The organism is Maribellus luteus, from assembly GCF_003576475.1.
Classification (GTDB): domain Bacteria; phylum Bacteroidota; class Bacteroidia; order Bacteroidales; family Prolixibacteraceae; genus Draconibacterium; species Draconibacterium luteum.
The window spans coordinates 1-514 of sequence record NZ_QWGR01000300.1 but is presented as its reverse complement, the minus strand read 5'-3'; the positions used below and the strand labels follow the sequence as shown (position 1 = coordinate 514).

General features: G+C 63.4%; 2 protein-coding genes. One reads left to right on the top strand and one right to left on the bottom strand.

The genetic code is table 11. From position 1 onward, the window contains the following. On the bottom strand, positions 1 to 96 hold a 96-nt coding region (locus D1614_RS28990; protein WP_155523351.1), incomplete at its 3' end, for a DnaJ domain-containing protein. Between the two features lie 103 nt (positions 97 to 199). Here D1614_RS28990 and D1614_RS28985 point away from each other — a divergent pair. Beyond that, entirely contained in the window at positions 200 to 445 is a 246-nt protein-coding gene (locus D1614_RS28985) for a hypothetical protein (RefSeq protein ID WP_007406818.1), read from the top strand. Positions 446 to 514 lie beyond the last annotated feature (69 nt).

Below are 514 nucleotides of genomic sequence, written 5' to 3'. Positions count from 1 at the left end.
GGGATGGAGTTCCTTCGCCAGCTTGCGATAGGCTTTCTTGATATCGGCTTCGCTGGCCGTGCGGCTTACGCCCAGCGTCTGATATGGATCGGCCACTCTGTTCCCCGTTGCCAGTGTATTACGAATCTATGTGGGGAAGCCTGCGCCGGAGCGCAATCCGTTGCCCATGCGTTATAGACGCCGGACAAGGAGACGGAACATGACCGAGCCGATGCAGGCGACCGGCAAGGACGGGAAAATGGGCGACGCCAAGAAGGGCGCCCCCGATGGCGTCTCGGACGCGCCCGGCAAACATGGCGGCGAGAGCCAGGGTGGCGGCTATGAAGGCGTCCCCGAACGCAAGGGCGATTTCCACGGTGGCCAGAGCGAGACGGCCTATCACGGCTCGGGCGGCCATCCCGATCCGGACAAGGACAATCCCAATGCGGTGACGGACGAGGGGTGAGACCCCCTGTCATCGCCGTTCCCAAGTTCATGCCTTCGGGCTGAAGGGGCTCTGGTCAGGCGCAACCGT